Consider the following 19,478-nt stretch of genomic DNA (forward strand, 5'->3'; position numbering starts at 1 on the left):
GCCATTGGCCCCGCCTTGCGGGGCCTTTTGCGTTTTTTAGGTCGCATTTATTCACAAACTCTGTGATACACCTATGGATGTATTCGAGAGGCCGGTCGCGGCAATGCGTAAATTTGAACGTGGGTTGATAGGGGTTGATCACGGCGACGTGGTTCTGTTCTCTGACTTCGAAGATGATGGCGAGATGTGGCGTGGCCAAGGCCCGCGCAAAAGCCATGCATCCGTTAAGTTTGCGAAACCATATGTGACGCCGCCGCATGTGCAGGTCTCGATTTCGATGTGGGATATTTCAAATAGCTCAAACATCCGCGCCGACGTCCAGGCCGAAAGAATCACCGAGACCGGATTCGAGATCGTCTTTCGGACATGGTCCGACACGCAGGTTGCGCGGCTTCGGGTTGCGTGGACGTCGATCGGGGAACTCCCGCATGATGATGCGTGGGAACTTTATTGATGCCCGCTGAATGCCGCGCCCAAAAATAAACCCGACCGCTTGCGCGACCGGGTTTTTCTTTGGCGCAACGCCTTGCTTAGTCGGCTGTATAAAGGCCCTCGTAGATCGGGCCCAAGGTCTTGTGGTCGAACAGCGATGACACGGATGTGCCGTTCCATGTGTTCAGAATGGCCTGCGCAAACATCGGCGCGGTGGGAACGATGCGAATGTTGGATGCGGCTTTGATGGCATCTGTCGCAGCGATAGTGTCGGTGATCACAAGGCTTTTCATGGCTGAATTCTTGATCCGTTCGACCGCCGGGCCAGACAGCACGCCGTGCGTGATATAAGAATGCACCTCTTTTGCGCCGTTCTCCATCAGCACTTCGGCGGCTTTGCATAGGGTGCCAGCCGTGTCGACGATGTCATCGACGATGATGCAGACGCGGTCTTTCACATCACCGATCACGGTCATTTCAGCGACTTCACCGGGTTTGCCGCGGCGTTTGTCCACGATGGACAGGGGGGCCCCAATACGCTGGGCAAGGTCGCGCGCGCGGGTCACACCCCCAACGTCAGGCGACACGACCATCACGTCTTCCATGCAAGACCGAAAGTGGTGCATCGCATCCAAGGCATAGATCGGCGAAGCATAGAGGTTATCAACCGGAATGTCGAAAAAACCCTGAATTTGGGTGGCGTGCAAATCCAACGTCAGGATACGTTCGATGCCCGCTTCGACCAACATGTTTGCGACCAATTTTGCTGTGATGGGCGTGCGCGCTTTGGACCGGCGATCTTGGCGGGCGTAGCCAAAGTACGGGATAACCGCGGTGATGCGGCCAGCCGATGACCGCCGCAAGGCGTCTGTAATGATAAGCAATTCCATCAAATTGTCGTTGGCCGGATTTGATGTGGGCTGGACGATAAACATATCCTCGCCACGCACATTTTCGAACACCTCGACGAATATCTCGCCATCGTTAAACCGTTCGACGCGCGCATCAACAAGCCCGACATCCATCCCGCGATGCATCGACATTCGTCGGGAAATTGCGGCGGCAAGGGGTTGGTTCGCGTTACCTGAAATCAGCTTTGGCGCATTCATTTTGGGCATTAGGCATCCTTTGGCAGAGGAGGGTTACATTGGCGTAACAGATTCGTGGCGTTGACACCGACTAGCACAGGGTTACCGTCAGGCAAACAATGCGCGCACCTCAGGAGACAAAAATGGCCCATGTTGACTACTTCTTTTCCACCATTTCGCCATTTAGCTACCTATGCGGGACACGCCCCGCTGAAATCGCGGAAAAGAATGGCGCCACAATCACCTATCGACCATTAGACATCATGGGTCTGTTTGCCCGAACTGGTGGAACTGCCCCAAAAGATCGCCACCCCAGCCGGATGGAATACCGTGCCCAAGAGCTGCGTCGCGAAAGCGGCAAAGCGGGACTGCCGCTCACGCTTAAGCCCGCGTTCTGGCCCACCAATCCTGCGCCGTCGTCCTATGCGATTATTGCGGCGCAAAAGGTCGGGGGTGACGTGGCCGGGCTGGCAAAGGCGATCGGCGCGGCATGTTGGGCGGACGACCGCGATATTTCGCAAGATGATGTGATCCGCGACTGTTTGACGGCGGCAGGTTTTGACGCTGACCTCGCTGATAAACACATGCTGACTAGCGCAGACACCTATGCGCAAAACCTTGAGCAGGCTGTGTTGCGCGGTGCGTTTGGCGCACCCTTTTTTATCACCGATACGGATGAACGGTTTTGGGGGCGCGACCGGTTGGATGATCTGGACCTATATCTGGCTGGCGCCTAAGTGACGCTGCTTGCGGGCCAAAGGGTCTGTGTTGACGTCAGTGGCGCAGGCGCACCCATCGTGATGGCGCATTGCGCGTTAGGGCGGCTAGAGGGTATGAAGCCGCTTGCCCGGCATCTGGATGGCACAATGACGCTGTTCGATCTTCCCGGCCATGGCCGCAGCGCAGATTGGGACGGGAACGCCGAATATCAGGGGCTGGTTGCCAAGATCACCGCGTCGCTTTGCGACGGTCCAACCCACGTGATCGGTCATTCGTTCGGCGCAACTGCTGCGCTGCGCGTGGCTGTTGAGCGGCCCGATCTGGTCAGTCGCTTGACCCTGATCGAACCTGTCTATTTTGCGGCCACCAAAGGAAGTGCCGCGCATGCCGCCCATGCTGCGGCCTTTCGCCCGTTTATCGGCGCAATGCTTACGGGCGACGAAGCCCGCGCCGCACAGCATTTTAACACATTGTGGGGGGCGCAGCCGTGGAATGATCTATCGCCTGGACGCCAACGCTATTTAACTGACCGCATCCATCTGATCGTCGCGGGTGCTGCGGCGATTGAAGAGGACGCGGATGGGATCACATCTGCGACGCGTTTGGGCGCGCTGACAATGCCCGTGACATTGGTCAGGGGCAGCGCCACGCAGCCTGTGGTCGCTGCGATTCACGCAACCCTGATGCAGCGCATTCCGCAAGCTACAGATAATGTGGTTGATGGGGCAGCGCACATGGTGCCGCTGACCCATGCGACCGAAGTCGCTGCGATCATCCGCGCAGCAGCGCGAGGAATTCACTGACGCTTTGTTCGGTCATTGCCCAATCGGTGACAAGGCGGGCGGTCAGCATTTGATCGGGATCGCCTGTATTCACATCGCCGTCCATGACGTAATAGACCGCGCCGGCATCAAGCACACGCTTGTGGTCATGGCGGGGCATCCGGAAAAAGATGATGTTGGCCTGCGGCGTAAACAACAGTTGCGCTGTGTTATGGGCGCGTAGCCCTTCGGCCAATTGTACGCAGCGTGCGTTTGAGGCCCGCGCTGTTTCGATCCACAAACCGTCCGTCAGATAGGCCTGCATTTGCGCAGACAAATAGCGGTGCTTGGACAGCAGATGCCCACCGCGTTTGCGGCGCAACTCGAATTCCCACGCGAGGTCGGGATCAAAGATCACACAGGCCTCTACCCCCATCGCGCCGTTTTTCGTCCCGCCAAAGCTGACGGTATCAATGCCTGCTTTCCATGTCATGTCCGCAGGGCTGCATCCCAGCGTGACCATTGCATTGGCGAAACGCGCACCATCCATGTGGGTTTTCAGACCAAAAGACCGGGCGACATCGGTGATCGCGCGGATCTCGTCCAATGTGTAAACCGTCCCTTTTTCGGTGGTCTGCGTCAGTGAAACCGGACCGCGCTGCACACCATGGACACCACGATTTTGCTCTGCTTCGATGCGGGTTTTTAGCGAAACACTGTCAAATTTACCATCGACAGTGGGAATAAGCGATAGTTTCGCCTGCGAATAGAATTCGGGGGCGTTGCATTCGTCTTCTTGGATGTGGGCGATATCCGCACAAAAGATCGTCTGCCAAGGCTGGGTCATTGTCGCCAGCAAAAGGGCGTTCGCAGATGTGCCGTTGATCGTCAGATAAACGGCGGCATCGGGGGCTTCGAACAGGTCTCGTACCTGCTGGCGCACGTCGTCCATAATCTTGTCGGCGCCATACCCAAGCGCATAGCCGATGTTGGCATCGCTGAGGGCTTGCATGATTTTCGGATGCACTGGACCCGCGTTGTCAGACGCAAAAAACATTACAGCGGCTCCTCGATGATGTGGTCTTCCCAGTCGTCTTCGTCGACCTCGAATTCGGGGATCGTCATGCCCCGCACGGATACGCCAGCGCGATGCACCGATTCTGGATCACCGCTGATCAGCGGGTGCCAGTCGTATAGCGGACGCCCTTCATAGACCAAACGATAGGCGCAGGTTAGCGGCAGCCAATACATCGTGCTTTCGATGGTTTTCGGGCTAAGAACGATGCATTCCGGCACAAACTGATGCCGGATCGGGTAGTTGCCACAAAGACAGGTTTGATCATCCAGCAGGCGACACGCCACGCGCGTCATCACGACGACGCCGGTGTCTTCGTCTTCCAATTTGTTCAGACAACATTTGCCGCAGCCATCGCACAGCGCTTCCCATTCGGGCTTTGACAGTTTGTTCATGGCTTTGGTTTCCCAAAACCGGTCCGTCAGGCCGCCACGGGTGATTTCATTTGACATTTTTCAGGATCTTTCGGGCAGTGTCGCAGTCGACACCCATCTGGGTGATCAGCGCGTCAAGCCCATCAAATTTCAGTTCGGGCCGCAGGTAATCGACCAGCGCGACAGACAGCGTTGCGCCATAAAGATCGCCCTTGAAGTCAAAGAGAAAGCTTTCGCAATTGGGGGTATTTTCGCCAAACATCGGGCGCACACCAATCGATGCGGCACCGTCATATGTGCCTTTGTGGGCGCCGTCCAATACGTCAACTTTGACCGCATAAACCCCGAATTTGGGGGGATGCAGTCCTGCGATGGACATATTTGCGGTTGGATACCCCAATTCGCGCCCGCGCTGATCGCCGCGAATAACTTTGCCTTCGATACGGTGCCAATGGCCCAACATCGCGGCGGCGTCACGTGGCCTGCCGTCTGTCAGCGCGTCACGGATCGCGGTTGACGAAACATTCCCGTTGTCATGGGTGAGGAGCGGTGCAATTGTCACGCCAAAACCCATCTCGGCGCCAAAGGTCTGCAAGTCAGTGACCGTTCCACTGCGCCCCTTGCCAAAGCAAAAATCGGCGCCCACCACAACATGCTTGAGGCCAAGTTGGTCAGCAATCACGGTCTGCGCGAATTCACGTGGGCTAAGCTGCGCGAGGGCTGCGTTAAAAGGGACTTCATACAGCTTCTCAACGCTTAATTTGGCCAGACGATTGGCGCGGGATTCGGCGTTCATCAGGCGGAACGGGTTCGGGTCGCGGGAAAAATAGCTGCGCGGATGAGGTTCGAATGTCATGACGCCCAATGGTGCGTTTGCAGCCTGCGCTGCGCTGCGCGTCAAATTGAGAACCGACTGGTGCCCTAAATGGACACCGTCAAAGTTGCCAATGGCCGCAACCGCGCCGCGGTCATTTGGGTCGATGAATAAGGTGTCTCGGATGATGCGCATATCCTTGCGTAGCGCGGCCTGCGGGGGTGTTCAACCCTAGTCGAATTTACGTGACGGCGCGAGAACCGTAGCATCGCCCACAAGGACCTTTTTATCATTCACGAGACAGCGCGTATTCAGCGTCACCCGGCGTTTGGAATGGTCGATATCTGTCACTTCGACCTCGGCCAGAACCATGTCACCGGGGCGCACCGGTGCCAAGAATTTCAGGCTTTGACCCAAATAAACCGTGCCGTGGCCAGGCAGTTGTTCGCCAATGACGGCGCTGATCAGGCCAGCGGTCAACATGCCATGCGCAATGCGTCCGCCAAAGATCGTATCTTGGGCATAGTCTTCGTCTAAATGGACCGGATTCCGGTCGGTGGAGACTTCGGCGAACATTTCGATATCACGGTCGGTCACGACCTTCCGCAAAGACCGGATCATTCCGATTTCAATATCTTCGATGCAAATCGTCCCACGGGGGGCGTTATCTAACATGTCGCGCTCCATTGAGTAACAAAAATCCCAAATACATATCCGTATTGTAATTTTATTACTTTGCAGGCGCAGAAAGATCAAGTGATTCCGTTAGCGAAGATGCCCGATCGCAAATGTTGCACTGGTTTGCTGCGCATTCAGATAGGCATCAAGCGCGGCGGGATCGGGCTGGTGCATCGTCTTGGTCTCGGTCGCGGCAAGCCCGCCGGTGATGAACAAAACGTCCAGATCTTCCTGAACAGCACCCAAAACATCAGTATGTACGCCGTCGCCGATAGCAATGATCTGGGCGTCCGCGGGCACTTTGTTCAGGGCAGCCAGACGGCGGCGGGCAAGATCATAGATCGGCGGATGCGGTTTGCCGAAATACAGGCTTTCGCCACCCATTTCGGTGTAAAGGGCTGCCAGCGCGCCGGCACACCATTCGCGTATCTCGCCGCGGTCCACAACGATATCGGGGTTGGCACACAGCAACTTGAGCCCCTTTTGTTTGGCATAAAGGAACTGCGCGCGGTTGACGTCAAGGTCGGCCATCGGATCGAACGGACCGCAACAAACGATGCCCTCGGCTTCGTCCAGTGGTACGCGTTGGATGTTCACCGGGGTGTCGATGATTTTTAGTGGCTTAAAGAAATCATCATCGCGGGGGCTTTCACCCATAAACCAGACTTTTTCGCCAACGATGCCGCGATACATCGCGGCACGGGCGCTGTCACCAGAGGTGGCAATCGCATCCCACGCGTCTTCGGGAATGCCAAAACCGTGGATTTGATGGGCAACCGATTCCCATGGGCGGGGCGAATTGGTCACCAGCACCACAACACCGCCTTGCGCGCGGTACGATTGCATCGCAGACACCGCATCGGGCAACGCCGTGATGCCGTCGTGCATACAGCCCCATAAATCAACAAAGGCCGCGTCGTACTGACCCGAGATGTCAGCGAAAGTTTCGATAATCTGGGTCATGGCGCGGCCTTTTTTAAGTATTGGCGTGTTGCCCCGGACCGATCCGGGGCAAGCCGATTACAGTTTCAGGTTCGGGATGATCTGCTTTTTGCGGCTCATGATGCCCGGCAGAACAACGCTGTCACCTTCGACTTTGGCGTCGAACGATTTTTCGGCCAGCGTTTTGGATAGATCGTTCGGGATCAACATTGTGGCTTCTTCGCGCAAAATATCGACGACAAACAGCAGCACCTGATCAACGCCGTCTTCCTTGGCGACGGTGGTCATGGTTTCCATGATGGATGCTTTGCGGTCCAGGATAATTTTTGGCGCAGTGGTTTCCAGAACAGAAACGCGGAACTTGGTTCCGGCGACTTCGTATTCTTTGCTGTCCATCCGCAGCAGTTCAGCATCCGAAAACGCGGATACATCCGATTTGGCTTCGAACATTTCCGACGCGTAGGATTCGATGTCGATTTTCAGGTCTTTGGCCAAAGATTCGGCCAAGTCTTTATCGACCGATGTCGTTGTCGGGGACCGAAACGCAAGCGTGTCGGACAGGATGCACGACAGCATCAGACCTTTGATGTTGTCGGGCATATCAGCCGCCTTTGCACCCATCATTTCATGCATAATGGTCGCGGTACAGGCCAGCGGACGGATCGTGATATTGATCGGGCCTTTGGTGCTGAGGCCGCCGACCAACAGGTGGTGATCAATGATCGCCAGAATGTCAGCATTGTTAATATTTGCGGGCAGTTCGGCAGGGTTGTTGGTGTCCACAATCACACAAGATTGGCCATCTTCCACGTCGGAAATCACCGCCGGCAAGTCAAAGCCCCAGCGCTTTGCGACAAAGGCCGCTTCGGTGTTGGGCGTGCCAAGCAGGGCCGCTTTGGCTTCGATACCTGTGTGGTTCAAAAACCAGTCCCAGATCAGCGGAGACCCGGTGCTGTCGGTGTCGGGGGCTTTGTGGCCAAAAACAAGAGTTGTCATAATTGTCTGCCTTTAGATGTGATCGGATTTGGGCGCGTTATAGCAGGGCTTTTCACAATGTCACGCCGTTGCATTCACCCGGCACCCTACGCCATGATACGGCGATTGCACAGGATAGCCGACAAATGACCAAACCCCGCGAGGCCGATCTTTATGCGCCGATCAAAGCCTACCTTCAAAGGCAAGGTTACGAAGTCAAAGGCGAGGTCGGCGCGGCCGATGTTGTGGCGCGCAAGGCGGATGACTTGATTGTGGTCGAGCTCAAGCTTGGGTTCTCGCTTGCGCTTTTTCATCAAGGGGTCGACCGATTGTCTGTAACGGACCACGTTTATGTCGCAGTGCCGTCCGATGGGCGCGCCAAGGCGCAAAAGGCAAATGTATCGCTTGCCCGTCGCTTGGGGCTTGGCGTTATGACGGTGCGATTGCGCGATAATTTCGTCGAGGTTCTGGCCGATCCCGGCCCCTATGCCCCACGTAAATCCAAGAAAAAGCAAACCCGGCTGTTGCGGGCATTTGATCGGTTGCAGGGCGACCCCAACGCTGGTGGCGCAACCCGCCATGGCATCGTCACAGGGTATCGGCAAGATGCCCTGCGATGCGCGCGTTTTTTGGCGGTGCATGGCCCGTCAAAAGGCGCAAAAGTCAAAGAATGGGCCGAGGTGCCGCAGGCCACCCAAATTATGGCCGACGATCATTACGGGTGGTTTCAGCGTGTATCGCGCGGGATCTATGACCTGACAGAAACCGGCCGAAAAGGGATGATCGATTTCGGAGATGACGGTGACGCATAGGGCGCTGTCAGTCTGCGCGACTTATGGCCCACCCGTCGTCTTGCAGCAAATTCAAAATCCCGTTTTCACCCACCAGATGCGCCGCCCCAACCGCGACGACAATATCATCATGGGTTGCCAATGCTTCGGTGATGACAGGAATCCAGTTGCGGTTTCGATTGTCTAGCAGTTCGGTTTGGGTTTCGTCGAACAATGCCATCGCCGCTGTCACGTCCATGTTCGGCAGATCCGAGAGCGCGATGCGCGACAATTCCAGCAAGGTTGCGATATCTTGGGAAAAATACGCGTCCAGCATGGCAACAAACATGGCCTCTTGCATCTCGGGCATCAAAAGATTCATGCGCAGCACTTCCAACTGCTGTTCCAACGGTTCGTCCTGAAAGATCGAAAACAGCAGCCGAAAATCCTCAAGGGCCTGCATGGGCACGCCTGTCTCGGCCGCAGCCCCCGTGATCATGTGGTCAAGGCCCTGATCGCCCGCCAGCATGTCGGTCATTGCGCAAGGCGGCACCGCTAACACGATCGACAGGTACCACGGTTGCATTTTCGCGGCCATGAAGCTGGGAATCTGACGGGCAGAGGCGGCCTCTGACAACAGCTGCCATGTCTCTTCGTCCAAAAGTTCGGGCAACGTAGGCCCTGACGTCAGAAAGATCTGGCTGGGGTCGCTCGTCACCAGACGTTGCAAGGCGGCTTCGTCTTCTGGCGTCGCCTCTACAAGAACCAGGTCTGCGTTGTGAACTGCGTCAGCGACCGCCGCGAATACCGACTCTAGGCGTGGGTCGTAGATGTGCATCGTTCCGACGACCTTAATGGTGTCATTGCCCTTGCGGGCGTCCCAAATCACGCCTTCGGCAAATGGTATGGTGGCCACAGCCTCGATCAACTGTGCATTTTGCGCGGCGGTCAGTTGATCAAGATAGCTCCCACCGGCACACAATGCCGCCGCGGGCAGACTAAGGCAGCTGATAAAGGCCGCAGTGGCGATACGCTTGAACATGGCGTTTCCTTTACGTGAAGTCAGTGACACCCTAAGGACGGATCGCCCCGGGTCAATTACCCGAGGCGATTTTCAAGGATCATGCGTTGGCCTAGCCTTATTAACCAGCGCCCGACGATGTGCCGCAGATTACGCTGCGGTGGTGGTACGACATGCAACACAGGCCGCAGCAAAATCTTCGCGCCGCTTGGAAGCGGAACGTACCCAGTCAATGTTGCTTCATCAACTAAAGGAAACGGCGGCCACCCCGTTGCCACGTGTGACAAATTCAGGGCCTCTGGCTTCCCGCGACGCCTGCTGGGGCGGAGGGTATCACGGTGATATATATCGGGGCCGATCTTGTGATCGACGACAAAAAACGGGGGATGCATCTGCAATCCAATCTACGAATGTATAGAAAAAACGTTGGAGATACCTTGTGCCAGTGGCACACAGGCGCTGCTTTCGTGCGCTAGCACGTATGGGCGATAAAATCCTTTCGGTCCATGAGCAGTCTCCTTGATTCGTAGTCGAATAGATGTTGTTTAGCCGAATTGTTTTAAGCGTCAAAACGGCTTTTTAGAAATTTTTTGACTGTGGCAAATTAGCCAAAGGCAGACGATATCAGCACGATAACCAATCCACCGCACATTAAGACACCCTCTGGCCCCAGAATAGTTAACCGTTTCATTGCGCTTCCCATCAATGTACCTCAATTGCGAGGCATAACAGTGCTGTACACTAACGGTTGTGTCCTAAAACACGGTTAATAAATTTCTTCGGAAAGTGCACCCGGGTCAAGAATCTCGATTCTTTGACGAGAGGATTTGATCACCCCTCTTTTGGAAAGCTTGCTGATCGACCTGCTCACCATCTCGCGGTTCGCGCCAATTGTTCCCGCAATTTCTGCATGGGTGGGGGCATTTTCGATCACGGAACCAGCGGAAAGTTTTCCAAGCTCGGCGGCGAGGCGCAGGAGGTAGCTGTTCACACGCTGTTCGACCGAAAGCGTTGTCATTTCCATATTGCGCTCGGTCAGGCTGCGGATTCGGGCAACCAGATGGTGGGTAATGCGATCACGGATCAATGGTACGTCGCTAAATAGACGTAAAAACGTTTCGCGTTTTAGTGACAGGACTTTTGCGTCGGTTTTTGCGACGATCGCGAGTGACCGGTTAACCCCATCCAGGGCGGCAAGTTCCCCAAAGTAGGCCCCGACCGGAAACCGCGAAAAAACAATCTCGCGCCCGTCCGAAGTCCAATAGACCGCCAAGATCGCGCCATAGAGCAGAAAATGCAGATCGTATGACGCGTCTTCTTGGTCAAAAATCGTCTGCCACGCATCAAAAACTTGTTCGCTTGCTGCCAGCGGGATGCCAGCAAGATCATTTTCAGTCACGCCGTCAAATAACGGTAGGTTGTACCCCAATAATTGTGCGGCGTTCATGCGAAGGCCAACAGGCGCTTTGCGTCGACCAATTCAGGTGGCGATGCGTCGGGATGAAAGATTGCTACAGCCGCTGCCAGTGCAGGCTTGTCGATCAGACCCGCGTCCAGTTGGTCAAGCCGCACGCGCAAAAGCCAGAGCCGTGCATTTTGCCGTTGCGCCACCGTTGCCGCGCGTTCCAGTGTATTTTTTGCCTCAGCCTCCAGACCCAGCCGCAGGCAAATTTTTGCATGTATGCGCAGGATTTCAGCGAACCAGCAGTTCAATCCACTGCGGTCGTTTTCGTCAACGGCGAGCGATGACGCTTGGTACGCAGTGTCCAAGTCACCATGCTGCGCGTATGCCAGGGCAAGATGCGCACGGAAATATGGCAACCCGACCTTCGCGCCAACGGCCTCGTGCATTTGGATGACGGCCTGAAAAGCGGCAAAACCATCGGCACTCGCGCTTTGGGTGGGGTCCATGACATTCAGCCACGCGGCGCCGGTCAATTGCCAGAATGCCGCGGTTTGTTCATTCGCTGTCGCGATCCCTTCTTTTACGCGCGCGATCGCAGTTTGTGTGTCGCCAGCATAAAATAAGGGAACTGACCCCCAGATCAGCGAATAGGGCCGCATGACGGGAATGTTCAGCAATTTTTGATGTGCGTCAGTTTCTGCGATCAGATCCGGCACCATATGGCTGTCGCCGTAGATCGACCGCCCTACGCTGTCAAACATCTGGGTCGCAGCAAAGGTGTCAACGCCGTACTGCGTGATCATCGCCCCGTGCCGGGAGATGTCGTAAACGTCCCTCAGCTTTTGATATTCTACAAAGAGCTGTTCAAAGTTTCCGCTGTAGCAATGCAGACAAGCCTGCACATTGAGTGACGCGAGACGAATTTCGCTGTCGGCTGCTTGGTCTGTGCTATTTTTGACGGCATCCAGCAACAGGTCGCTGAACTGTTCTGACCCATCTTTATCGCCAGAGATGATTGCGTGCGAGAAGCTACCATAAAATGCGGGACCGATTGCGGCTGAATATTTATGTTGCGCTTGTGCGCGCGTTGTCACAGCATCGAATGCTTCTTTGACATGTGGTGCCATATAGCCGCTTGTTTGTACCCGGATCGACCCAAGCGCGGTGTAGCACGCAATTTCAAGATCCGTCACGTCGACGTCGGCAGGTGCGTCTTTGCACAGCGAAATCGCCGCGAGAATATGCGCCTCGGCATCCTCGAACGCGCCTTGAAAAAGAGCCCATTGGCTGACCGTAAGGTAGTTTTGGATCGCTGGCACGTGCTGTTGTGCAAGCCGTAAGTGGTCTGTCAACAAAGCGGGGTTCCGGCGCACAGCGTCCGGATGGTTGTTTTGAAGATGGGCCGCGATCTGGCTATGATAGTCGACGCGCGTGCGGCGCAACAGACCTTGGTAAGCAGCCCGATGCAAAAGCGCGTGCGAAAACATCCATGTCTCGGCACCGTTTTGTTGCAACACGCCGCGCGCGCAGGCCTTGGATAAATGCGGTTCGAGCGGTTCAAACTCGTTCGCAACAACACGCAGCATATCAAGCGTAAAGTTGCGGCCAATACTGGCCGCGCATTGCAGCACAGGTTTTGATGCACCTGTGGCGTCAATCTGCCCGGCAAGCAAATCCATCAGTGATTCTGGTACGCTGTCGTTTCCAATGTCTTCGGACTGGGCGCGCTGCAAAAGCTGCTCAAGGAAAAGCGGAATCCCCCCCGCTTTTTCGATCAGTGCCGCACGATTTTCTGCGGTGACTTGCCCCTTGCTCAGGGTGTCGAGCATCACGGCCGCATCAGCATCCGAAAGCGTATCGAGAGGCACGGTCGTAATTTGTAGCGTGCCCAGATACTTGCCAATCTTCGTGTCTTCGCGGCTGGTCATCACAATTTGATAGCGGGCTGCCTGCGGACTATTCAGAATGCCGATAAGTACGCCGAAACTCGCGTTATCGAGCCAGTGCAAGTCCTCAAAAACCAATAGACAGGCAGGTTGAATGACTTGGATTGCCTGCCATATACTGTCTTCGATAAGGGACTTCAGGGCGATGTTGGTTCGCTCCGATAACAGGCGCTGCCCTTCGGCAAGGCCCAAGACAAGCGCCAAGGCGCGCTGGGACTCGACCGACAGCCCAAACGGTCCAAAGCAATTTTGGATATCTGTGAATTCTGGTAGGGCGCTGCCAATTTGCGCCAAAATCCAGTCCTTAAAGGGTTGGTAACTGGCACGTGTGTGCACACCGTCGGCCGTGAATGTTGCGACCGCTGCCGCTGATTGTCCTATATGCCGGCTAAGGGCCGTCTTTCCGATACCTGCGGGCCCAATGATAAGGCAGGGCAAGTGGCTGGTGGCCACGCGTATCAATTCTGCACGGCGCCCAACAAAAAACTTTAGGCTGCGCTGATCTGGTTGCGGGACGTCAGGCGCGGGCGCAAAAAGCGTGTGAGGTTTCGAAAAACCTTTGAGAACCTGATCGGGCATCGCGGTCAGTGAAAGGCTGCCACGCAGCAACATGCGGGTGCTTTCGGCGATTAAAACAGTTCCAGGCGCGGCGCGTTCTTGGATGCGCTGCGCGAGGGTTGTCACCATTCCAGTGGCGCGCGGCAGGTTGTCGTTGGTGTGTGATGATCGTACCGCGACCTCTCCTGTGGCGATGCCGGCGCGAAGTTGCACGGTAATGCTGCCAAGATAACCTGCGTTTATCGTGTTCACAGACTGAAGCGCGGCATTTACCGCTTTTGACGCAGCCAGTTCGTCGGCGCGCGCCAACCCGAACAGGGCAACAATGCCATCACCCAAGTATTCTGTGATTTCGCCATCATGTTCTTCGATAATTTTTCGAGACTGTGCATAGAACTCTTCGAGCCACTGCTCCAGATCCTCTGCGTCGGCTGTGCTGGCGATCGCACTGAAACCTACGACGTCTAAAAACATCGCCGTAATTTGCTTTCGCTCACCCCTGCCGCTAGCGGCAGGGGGCAGTACTGGCTGGTTCATACCGCACTCCCGACGCCCCAGAGTTACTATAAGCGGAATTTTGCCGCTTCCAAGCGTGCAATGCGCGCACTGTCAAAAGGATTTGACAATGTCCAGCTTGTCCAGATCCGAAACGCGCCCGGCAGGGATGATTCCGGACTATGCGATGCATTTTCTAGTTGTAGAGGCGATGCAACCATACGGCCGACCGGAAGATTAGCGAAGGCGGAATTCTGGATATCAATTTGCGCATGAACGCCCGCGGCTTGCGCCCCGGTTAGGCCAAAATCCAAGTTTGAAAACTGCCACTTACCCCATTTATTAAGGGTCACAACCACTTGGTTGGCCAAACGCGACACCCGGCCTAATCCTGCAAAGTCGGTCAGGGGGCGTGCGACCCCAGGTTGTGCGTATTTACCAAACCAAACCGGCGTTCCGTCCGGCGTTTCGACCGCATAGTGGTCGTTGCCCATTGTCAATTTGCCGAGCCTCTTGTTGTAACCGTAAAACCACACCCCGGCGAGCTGTGGGAGTTTGCTGTTCAGGTAAAGATTAGGCAAGTAGGTGAAAACGCCATCATGACCTTCGACCTGTACATCGTTGATGGCGACGATGGCTTCATTATAGGGCCGAAAACCCAGCAGCCGCGGCAGGATGGTCGGCCGCACACCGATCTGCTGGTTGGCCAGAATCGACACCGGGTGTGTCCCTTCGGGCGTTGTTGACTGTGGGTGTAATGTCATCCCTTTTGGCAGGCATTTCGCAAGCGCGACTGCATCCACAGCGTGAAAGCTAAAGAAACCGTCCAATTCCCCCACACCAAAGAACGGCGTCAGCGGCCAGTTTGCATTCTGTGCATAAGGGCTGGCCAGACGCGTTGCGTCACCGGGACCATCGTCCATCGTGATGTCGCCTTCGCCCACGATTTCGATGTCAGCGCCGGTCAGGCCGCGCGCTGCACCTAATCCCGAAATTGTTGCGGCTTCGACGCAGCCCGCGTTAATCCCGCAGCGCGTCCAGTCCCCCGCGATAAAAAGGTTGTCAAACCCCGTGCCGTCGGGTGGTAGCCGATATTGCACGCTGCCCGGAACCGACAGGACATATCTTTCGGACCCATAAAAGTTCTCGCGGAAATATTGGGCTTTGAATTTTGCAGGGCCGGTTTTGGCGGTTTCCGCATGCAGCAGGGACATATCAAATTTGCCGTTCTTTTCCGCATTGGGCCACATCTGCAAAAGCGCGGTATCAGCCCAGTCTTTGACGCGGTCGGCAAACGGAATGGCATCAACACCTGCGTCGTGCGCTGGGCTACAGAAGTAAGCGATGGATGCGGGGCCGGGCGCAGACCAATCTTCGCGGCCAATCAGGTCCGACATATCAGCCCAAGTATCCAGTGGTTCGATAAAGCTGGTGATGACGGTCTTTAGGTCGGCGGGGATATCACCAATGTTGTGTTTGGCCACGACATCGTTCCACCCTAGATCTGCGGCTGTTTTATCCACCCAAAACTGTGCCGCATGGGTTGCAACGGTTGGCACCTTTTCCAACATCAGTTTCCACCGTTCGCTCGCAGCGACAAGTTCAGACGCCATATAGGGCAGCGAACCGATCGATGCGCCAAGGATCACCGCGTCAAAGTCGACCCCACGTCGCAGGCTATAGGCGCGGCCCGTTGGTGCATCTTTTTCGCATTCAAAATCAACACCGGCCTTCTTGAGCACAGCACCGTTTTCCAACTGATCCCAATGGGGCTGTGACGGCCAGCAAGGCAGGTCTTTGACGGTGACAAAGGGGTCATAGTCGGCACCGGTCAATGCCGCCTGTTCCACCATATCAATGCGCTCAACACAGGTTTTTGTGGCGTCCAACGCCAAATGGGTGGCGGCGTTGAAGAATTTGAATTTCACCCCCCGATGTTTCAAAATCTGATAGTATGGGCCAAATATCGTGTCGCCCATCCCGGCCATCATTTTGAAAAACAGTGAACCCTTATAGGTGAAGGCAAGGCGTAAAAGGCCGCGAATTGCGGTGCCGGCACCCACGCTGCGATGATCGGTGACACCAGCGGGATAACCAAACACATAGTCATAGCAGCCGCGGAACACGGCTGAATAAACCGCGTCAGGGCTGGCACCATAGTCCAGCAACCATTGGCTGATCTCGTTGTCATCAATCGCATCAAAGCCTTGCAAAAATACGCCGTTGTCGATGGTGCCGCGGAAGAACGCCAGTGACAGGTCGATGATATATTTCAGACGGCGTGCCTCATCGGACAGTTTTCCGCTTAGCCCTGTATCACTGGCAATCCAGTTTTGGGCGTGACGGGCCAAATCGGCCAGCACCATAAGGTCGCTTTTACTGTGCGCACTGGCTTTTTCGGGCATCGCTTTGGCAAAGTCGCGCATCTGGTGCAGCGGTGACGGTTTTTCGATGTGCAACCCCTTGCGCAAAAGCGCCGGGTGAAAGCGGGCGGGTGTCACATAGGCGGTGTCGTTTTCTATCTCCTCAAGGATTTTTTCGACGAAATTCACCACAGCTTCCAACAGCATCTGGAAATATCCGAACGGTGTGGGCAACACGCCACCTGTTCCGGGAACATTGTCGTTTGGCGGGAATTCAAGGAACCAAGGGTGAATGGTCTTAACGCCGTCAGTTTCGATTTCTTCGGCGAGCAGGAACCTGTTGAGGCCGGTGAACGCCTTGTCCAATGTGCCAAGCGGGGCATCTGGGCTGCGCAAACCGGTCAGGTTCAGTTGATCATAGCAATCACGCATCAACCGAAACCCGTTTTCGTAAAACCCGGCCCAGATATGCAGCCCGTGTTCTTCGATCCGGCCACCATGATCCATGTTGCGACCGCTGGCCCCCTTGCCGCCTAACCGCCAGCCAAGCTGGTAAAGCGTGATGTCGTATTGATCCTGCCAGTTTGGTTGCTGTGTAATGGCATAGGCCGCCGTAATTGCACCAACACCGCCGCCGATAATGGCGACTTTCTTTTTTGCGGACATAATCTATAGCTCCCCGATTCAATAAATATTGAAATACGTAAAGCCCCACCCGCGCTAAGTCTCTGCGATTATGCGCGATTTGCCAAGTGCATCTTGTTCCGCGGAACACCCGAACGCGGTAAATTCTTGCCCCTTACATCGAAGATGCTGGTGTGATCATGGCCTAAAAGGAGTAGTCCCATGGCGCGGCAACGTTGATGGACATTGCGGGTGCAGCGTCCTTGCGCGCGGTCATGTGAATATCACCATGGTGGGTGATACCTTTGGGCGCGACGGGCAGGTTTTCCATCAGTTGGGTGTAATGTGCTTGTTTGGCGAAACTGCATGCCCGCACCCGCCGTTCGATGGCGTCGTCTGTTCCAAAAAGCGCCTTGGATGAAAATGCCAGTGATAAGGTCGGCAGGGATTCTGTGGCGCCTATGGTATAGCTAAAGCGCAGCTTTTGGGTGGGCAGGTCCATACTGGGTGCTGCATCGGTCATGCCGTCAATCGACATCGACAGAACGTCTGGTGACACCTGTGCCGGCCCACACAATGCTGGCAGTATGGTACGTTTGACGCCGTCGGCTTCGCAATAAATCGTCACTTTGCGTGTTGTTCCGTCGTAACCCAGCATTGTCGTGCGCGCCGATGGTCCAAGGATCTGCAAAATCGGCTCAAACGGTGCCTGTGACATCAGCGTGGAAAGATCAGAAGCCGCCGTTGGAAGTTCGGCAAACAGCATCGTACTCAGCGTGTTGCCGTCATGACGCAGCCCCAAGCGCGCACCATAATGCAATTTTGCGGCGCCTTGGGCCACACTGATCACGTCACGCAGCGCGGCATCGGGCGGCGTTCCACCCAGATCGGCCATGATGCTACAAACTTGGCCAAAGCGCGTATTCGGATCGTGACTTGGGTTGTCGACTTCGGTCGTGAGCGTCGCAGCTTTGTCATGTGTTGAAAAGACTACCTCAACCGGGGAACCGGTGTCTGTCAGGCTGCTGGCAGACCAATCGGCCCAGCCACTAGGGTGCATGACCCCAATATTGTGCAGCACACGTTCAATCGCCTCGCCCGCGCGCCCCTGTCGACGCAGGTACCAACACCAGTCCAAATCACTGCGGGACGGAATTGCCGGAGAAAAGCTGAACATTGCCTGACCTTCTTCAATAAAGTGCGCCATATCTGGCGGTGTGTACTGAAAGACGGCTAACATTTCGCGTTGTGGCTATATGTGCGCAATCACACAAACCAGATATTTTTTATGCGTCTAATCAGTTGGATAGCTTAGTTGCGGCGCGGGAACATACCGTCCAGCGCAATAATGTAGTTCATGCACAGTGTGGGCTGCATCGTATCAACTGACAGGTCCGCAAGAAGGGCGCGCCCCGACGTTTCGGCCTGTTGGGGGGCAGCCACGCCAATAGAACTGCTTGTTGCGTTTGCGGTTACTTTTTCTGATCCTGTCTTTTCACCAATTGCGCGGGGCGTCAGGTTTGGTCCAGCGCCGGCGTGCATGGGAACCCGTCCTCGCAGGTCAGGCAATCCAAATGTATCGTGTCCGTCGCCGCCATAAGTTGTGCCCAGAATCGCAAACAAGGCTTCATTGGAAGCGATTTCCAAAAGCTGGCCATCGCAAAACGCCCATCCGCGCGGTGCAAAGTTTCCGCTGAACAGGACAACCTGTCCCAAGAGTGGTTCCATATTGAATTCCAGTTCCGAGCGGAGCTCCTACATACAAAAGGTGCGCGTTTCGGAAACACTGTGTGGTCGGTGCACCGTTGTGTCTGTGACTTTTCGCACAATCGATTTAGGGTGCGCGGAAAAGCCCCCTGATCAGCTCTGGATGCGAAAAATCATAGGTAATTCAATCACGCCATGATTGCACGGCGAATGACGGGTCAGCTATCGGGTGTGTTTTGTATGCACCCTCTGGTCTTGTGCAGACATTTTCAGCAAGGTGATGTGTTGCATCAAAGAGGCAGATGAAATCCAACCTCTGGGTACTAAAACACGTAAATTATTGATTTAATTAGGTAATAACGATTTATTTTTACTTTGTGCTAAGGCGTCGCGCGCGACGCGGACGAATTTTATGCATGACGCCATTGTTCTTACATCACTGTTTGCGCAAAAATATCAGGATGTCAGTTGCTTACGGTGTCTCCAAAGCAAAATCGGTGCCTTTGTGAAGGGTAGGAAATGCAAGAAGATCAAAAAAACAGCGCGACTAACGATCCGCTGCGTGGCAGGCCGAAACTTCGCGCTGATGGTCGGTCTGACCCCAGATTTCCAGAGGTAGACGATATTGCTGACCGTTTGAATACGATGACCCAGTTTCGCACCATGCCGGATGACGACAAGTAACATTCTCGTTTGAATTGCGCACTGGTCGCCCTGTTCCACTGCCGCT

At 55.3% G+C, this 19,478-nt stretch carries 18 protein-coding genes; 5 read left to right on the top strand and 13 right to left on the bottom strand.

Annotated elements, in window-relative coordinates:
- Nucleotides 1-103 precede the first annotated feature (103 nt).
- On the top strand, nt 104-454 hold the full coding sequence (locus ACXJGX_RS08560) for an H-type lectin domain-containing protein (protein WP_474780562.1): 351 nt from the start codon (nt 104-106) through the stop codon (nt 452-454).
- A gap of 76 nt (nt 455-530) precedes the next feature.
- Here the strand turns inward: ACXJGX_RS08560 and ACXJGX_RS08565 are convergent, their stop codons facing one another.
- Nucleotides 531-1,550: a ribose-phosphate pyrophosphokinase gene (locus ACXJGX_RS08565; protein ID WP_474780564.1), complete on the bottom strand. Its 1,020-nt coding sequence runs from the start codon at nt 1,548-1,550 to the stop codon at nt 531-533.
- Nucleotides 1,551-1,663: 113 nt separating this feature from the next.
- Here ACXJGX_RS08565 and ACXJGX_RS08570 point away from each other — a divergent pair, with 113 nt between their 5' ends.
- Nucleotides 1,664-2,257 (top strand): DsbA family protein, encoded by a 594-nt coding sequence (locus ACXJGX_RS08570; protein WP_474780566.1) that lies wholly within the window; start codon nt 1,664-1,666, stop codon nt 2,255-2,257.
- Entirely contained in the window at nt 2,258-3,043 is a 786-nt protein-coding gene (locus tag ACXJGX_RS08575; protein WP_474780568.1) for an alpha/beta fold hydrolase, read from the top strand. It abuts the gene before it with no gap.
- On the opposite strand, the gene ACXJGX_RS08580 is transcribed toward ACXJGX_RS08575, so the two are convergent.
- The 6 genes from ACXJGX_RS08580 to ACXJGX_RS08605 form a co-directional block, all read right to left on the bottom strand.
- Nucleotides 3,012-4,058: a threonine aldolase family protein gene (locus ACXJGX_RS08580; protein WP_474780570.1), complete on the bottom strand. Its 1,047-nt coding sequence runs from the start codon at nt 4,056-4,058 to the stop codon at nt 3,012-3,014. The genes ACXJGX_RS08575 and ACXJGX_RS08580 overlap by 32 nt on opposite strands.
- Nucleotides 4,058-4,528, bottom strand: coding sequence for a YcgN family cysteine cluster protein (locus tag ACXJGX_RS08585; RefSeq protein ID WP_474780572.1), 471 nt, complete (start codon nt 4,526-4,528; stop codon nt 4,058-4,060). The genes ACXJGX_RS08580 and ACXJGX_RS08585 overlap by 1 nt, the downstream gene beginning before the upstream one ends.
- Nucleotides 4,518-5,459 carry a bifunctional riboflavin kinase/FAD synthetase gene (locus tag ACXJGX_RS08590; protein ID WP_474780574.1) on the bottom strand — a complete coding sequence of 314 codons (942 nt, stop codon included), beginning with the start codon at nt 5,457-5,459 and terminating at the stop codon, nt 4,518-4,520. The genes ACXJGX_RS08585 and ACXJGX_RS08590 overlap by 11 nt, the downstream gene beginning before the upstream one ends.
- Nucleotides 5,460-5,495: 36 nt before the next feature.
- A complete protein-coding gene (locus ACXJGX_RS08595; RefSeq protein ID WP_474780576.1) occupies nt 5,496-5,939 on the bottom strand; it encodes a MaoC family dehydratase in 444 nt (147 codons plus the stop codon).
- A 90-nt stretch (nt 5,940-6,029) separates the two neighbouring features.
- Nucleotides 6,030-6,905, bottom strand: coding sequence for a TIGR01459 family HAD-type hydrolase (locus tag ACXJGX_RS08600; RefSeq protein WP_474780578.1), 876 nt, complete (start codon nt 6,903-6,905; stop codon nt 6,030-6,032).
- Nucleotides 6,906-6,962: 57 nt separating this feature from the next.
- Nucleotides 6,963-7,880 carry a manganese-dependent inorganic pyrophosphatase gene (locus tag ACXJGX_RS08605; protein ID WP_474780580.1) on the bottom strand — a complete coding sequence of 306 codons (918 nt, stop codon included), beginning with the start codon at nt 7,878-7,880 and terminating at the stop codon, nt 6,963-6,965.
- A 125-nt stretch (nt 7,881-8,005) separates the two neighbouring features.
- Between ACXJGX_RS08605 and ACXJGX_RS08610 the strand changes: the two genes are divergently transcribed.
- The gene (locus ACXJGX_RS08610; RefSeq protein WP_474780582.1) at nt 8,006-8,671 is read left to right on the top strand and encodes a DUF2161 domain-containing phosphodiesterase; all 666 of its coding nucleotides are present in this window, start codon (nt 8,006-8,008) and stop codon (nt 8,669-8,671) included.
- A 7-nt stretch (nt 8,672-8,678) separates the two neighbouring features.
- Here ACXJGX_RS08610 and ACXJGX_RS08615 read toward each other — a convergent pair whose 3' ends face one another.
- The 6 genes from ACXJGX_RS08615 to ACXJGX_RS08640 all read right to left on the bottom strand — a co-directional run bounded on the left by ACXJGX_RS08615 (nt 8,679) and on the right by ACXJGX_RS08640 (nt 18,769).
- Nucleotides 8,679-9,671 carry a TraB/GumN family protein gene (locus ACXJGX_RS08615; RefSeq protein WP_474780583.1) on the bottom strand — a complete coding sequence of 331 codons (993 nt, stop codon included), beginning with the start codon at nt 9,669-9,671 and terminating at the stop codon, nt 8,679-8,681.
- A 745-nt stretch (nt 9,672-10,416) separates the two neighbouring features.
- A complete protein-coding gene (locus ACXJGX_RS08620; RefSeq protein WP_474780585.1) occupies nt 10,417-11,097 on the bottom strand; it encodes a Crp/Fnr family transcriptional regulator in 681 nt (226 codons plus the stop codon).
- Nucleotides 11,094-14,096 carry an ATP-binding protein gene (locus tag ACXJGX_RS08625; protein WP_474780587.1) on the bottom strand — a complete coding sequence of 1,001 codons (3,003 nt, stop codon included), beginning with the start codon at nt 14,094-14,096 and terminating at the stop codon, nt 11,094-11,096. Before ACXJGX_RS08625 ends, ACXJGX_RS08620 begins: the two co-directional genes overlap by 4 nt.
- A 26-nt stretch (nt 14,097-14,122) precedes the next feature.
- The gene (locus ACXJGX_RS08630) at nt 14,123-17,083 is read right to left on the bottom strand and encodes an NAD(P)-binding protein (protein ID WP_474780589.1); all 2,961 of its coding nucleotides are present in this window, start codon (nt 17,081-17,083) and stop codon (nt 14,123-14,125) included.
- A 163-nt stretch (nt 17,084-17,246) separates the two neighbouring features.
- Nucleotides 17,247-18,281, bottom strand: a complete 1,035-nt coding sequence (locus ACXJGX_RS08635; protein WP_474780591.1) for a hypothetical protein — start codon at nt 18,279-18,281, stop codon at nt 17,247-17,249.
- A gap of 71 nt (nt 18,282-18,352) precedes the next feature.
- A complete protein-coding gene (locus ACXJGX_RS08640) occupies nt 18,353-18,769 on the bottom strand; it encodes a phage tail protein (RefSeq protein ID WP_474780593.1) in 417 nt (138 codons plus the stop codon).
- Nucleotides 18,770-19,267: 498 nt separating this feature from the next.
- On the opposite strand from ACXJGX_RS08640, the gene ACXJGX_RS08645 reads away from it, so the two are divergent.
- The gene (locus ACXJGX_RS08645; protein WP_474780595.1) at nt 19,268-19,432 is read left to right on the top strand and encodes a hypothetical protein; all 165 of its coding nucleotides are present in this window, start codon (nt 19,268-19,270) and stop codon (nt 19,430-19,432) included.
- Nucleotides 19,433-19,478: the final 46 nt, after the last annotated feature.

This window comes from Yoonia sp. SWMV100 (assembly GCF_056108365.1).

Coding starts and splice junctions, on each gene's coding strand:
- ACXJGX_RS08590 (WP_474780574.1), bottom strand. CDS start 5,459: ATGCGCATCATCCGAGACACCTTATTCATCGACCCAAATGACCGCGGC.
- ACXJGX_RS08560 (WP_474780562.1), top strand. CDS start 104: ATGCGTAAATTTGAACGTGGGTTGATAGGGGTTGATCACGGCGACGTG.
- ACXJGX_RS08615 (WP_474780583.1), bottom strand. CDS start 9,671: ATGTTCAAGCGTATCGCCACTGCGGCCTTTATCAGCTGCCTTAGTCTG.
- ACXJGX_RS08570 (WP_474780566.1), top strand. CDS start 1,664: ATGGCCCATGTTGACTACTTCTTTTCCACCATTTCGCCATTTAGCTAC.
- ACXJGX_RS08600 (WP_474780578.1), bottom strand. CDS start 6,905: ATGACCCAGATTATCGAAACTTTCGCTGACATCTCGGGTCAGTACGAC.
- ACXJGX_RS08625 (WP_474780587.1), bottom strand. CDS start 14,096: ATGAACCAGCCAGTACTGCCCCCTGCCGCTAGCGGCAGGGGTGAGCGA.
- ACXJGX_RS08645 (WP_474780595.1), top strand. CDS start 19,268: ATGCAAGAAGATCAAAAAAACAGCGCGACTAACGATCCGCTGCGTGGC.
- ACXJGX_RS08565 (WP_474780564.1), bottom strand. CDS start 1,550: ATGCCCAAAATGAATGCGCCAAAGCTGATTTCAGGTAACGCGAACCAA.
- ACXJGX_RS08595 (WP_474780576.1), bottom strand. CDS start 5,939: ATGTTAGATAACGCCCCCCGTGGGACGATTTGCATCGAAGATATTGAA.
- ACXJGX_RS08620 (WP_474780585.1), bottom strand. CDS start 11,097: ATGAACGCCGCACAATTATTGGGGTACAACCTACCGTTATTTGACGGC.
- ACXJGX_RS08610 (WP_474780582.1), top strand. CDS start 8,006: ATGACCAAACCCCGCGAGGCCGATCTTTATGCGCCGATCAAAGCCTAC.
- ACXJGX_RS08580 (WP_474780570.1), bottom strand. CDS start 4,058: ATGTTTTTTGCGTCTGACAACGCGGGTCCAGTGCATCCGAAAATCATG.
- ACXJGX_RS08605 (WP_474780580.1), bottom strand. CDS start 7,880: ATGACAACTCTTGTTTTTGGCCACAAAGCCCCCGACACCGACAGCACC.
- ACXJGX_RS08640 (WP_474780593.1), bottom strand. CDS start 18,769: ATGGAACCACTCTTGGGACAGGTTGTCCTGTTCAGCGGAAACTTTGCA.
- ACXJGX_RS08585 (WP_474780572.1), bottom strand. CDS start 4,528: ATGTCAAATGAAATCACCCGTGGCGGCCTGACGGACCGGTTTTGGGAA.
- ACXJGX_RS08635 (WP_474780591.1), bottom strand. CDS start 18,281: ATGTTAGCCGTCTTTCAGTACACACCGCCAGATATGGCGCACTTTATT.
- ACXJGX_RS08630 (WP_474780589.1), bottom strand. CDS start 17,083: ATGTCCGCAAAAAAGAAAGTCGCCATTATCGGCGGCGGTGTTGGTGCA.